Consider the following 1,349-nt stretch of genomic DNA (forward strand, 5'->3'; position numbering starts at 1 on the left):
AATCTGAAACGACCTCATTCGAGTCTAGACAAAATGACACCAAATGAGTTTTACTATGATCAGCTACCCCAACAAAATCAAGGTGGCTTAACTAGAGCGGAATATCACTTATAAATACGCTTTTAGTTGTTCAAACAAGTGGAACCACCTCTCTTTGAATTAAATCAAAAGCAAATCTAGGTACTGTCGCTATTACGGTTAGAGCGTCGTTAATATGACCAAGCCAAGTTTTTCCGTTATTGTTTTGGAACTGTTGCTTTATTATTTCAGTATATAATTCCCAACGATCACCTATGGTTTCTTCTGAGAATCGTTGATAAAAAGTTTCCACAAAATCAGAGAGGAATTGACTTTTGTTGTACATTACTTGGTATTTGATGTTTTCACCTGATGGTGATTGGTCACTATAGCGTTCTTCTATTTCATTAAGATTCTTACGAGCTGTTTTCTCATCCGTAAGAACACCATTGAAATAGGCTATAGTTATATCAGACTTGTTGCACAAATCATTTACATCGTCTGTAGCATTAGTGATGCTAGATGCAACCATTAAAAGAGAAATGGCACTCAAATGAATTTTCTTATTCATCGCAGTAATCTCTTTGTGGTATCGTGAACACAAAGCCATCTAAAGCATCACTATATTTGTAATAAGCCTGTAGGCGTTTTTTGGTATTTGTAGTCATATTTCCTATTTCATCAATTACATCGGATGCGTCTATATTCGGGTTATTTTTGAATGTTTTATAAACACAAGTCGTTGCTCTATCAGCTTCATAAGATGATGCTTGTAATTCAACTTCATTCTCTAAATTAACAGCCATTTTTTGCTGACTATTCCTTGCAAATTGTTGAACCGCTTTTTTTTCAATTTCATCTTTATATTTTTGTTCAATATGAGCGTCAATATCATCACGGATGCCATTTTGGTCCTTATCAATCCCTAAAATTGAATCTGTTCTTTCAAGTTTTGGTAATTTCCCTTCATCCTCTAATTTCTGAAAGACTTGCTCTTTTGTCGTTATTTTTTCATTTTGTGGTGCTGAGGAATCATTTTCTCCACCGCAGGCACTTAAAGCTATTAAGCAAAAAGATCCTAATAAAATAGACTTAAACATTATTACCCCTGTTGTTACTCGTATATTTTTCATAAAATTCATACAAGCTTGCTCTAGTATAAATATTGATTTTCTGGATATTTATCAATTTTGATTTTACTTGTATGTTAATTCAGTATGAGTGGCAAAAAATTAAAAAAATCAAAAGCTCTCAGGGTAATCCCCCCTAAAAATAATAGGATCTAAAAGTAGAATTTTCTCTTAAGATACGAGCAGGAGATTCTGCATGAA

Annotated in this window: 2 protein-coding genes; both read right to left on the minus strand. The window is 33.4% G+C overall.

The features are described 5' to 3' along the window. Positions 1–130: 130 nt before the first annotated feature. Positions 131–589, minus strand: a complete 459-nt coding sequence (locus HHA41_RS12945; RefSeq protein WP_228284191.1) for a hypothetical protein — start codon at positions 587–589, stop codon at positions 131–133. Continuing rightward, entirely contained in the window at positions 582–1,160 is a 579-nt protein-coding gene (locus HHA41_RS12950) for a hypothetical protein (protein WP_228284192.1), read from the minus strand. Before HHA41_RS12950 ends, HHA41_RS12945 begins: the two co-directional genes overlap by 8 nt. Positions 1,161–1,349 lie beyond the last annotated feature (189 nt).

Origin of the sequence: Acinetobacter sp. A1, assembly GCF_012371315.1 — a bacterium.
Lineage (GTDB): Bacteria > Pseudomonadota > Gammaproteobacteria > Pseudomonadales > Moraxellaceae > Acinetobacter.

Excerpts from the sequence above, each read along its gene's own strand:
- HHA41_RS12945 (WP_228284191.1), bottom strand. The coding sequence starts at position 589 with ATGAATAAGAAAATTCATTTGAGTGCCATTTCTCTTTTAATGGTTGCA.
- HHA41_RS12950 (WP_228284192.1), bottom strand. The coding sequence starts at position 1,160 with ATGAATTTTATGAAAAATATACGAGTAACAACAGGGGTAATAATGTTT.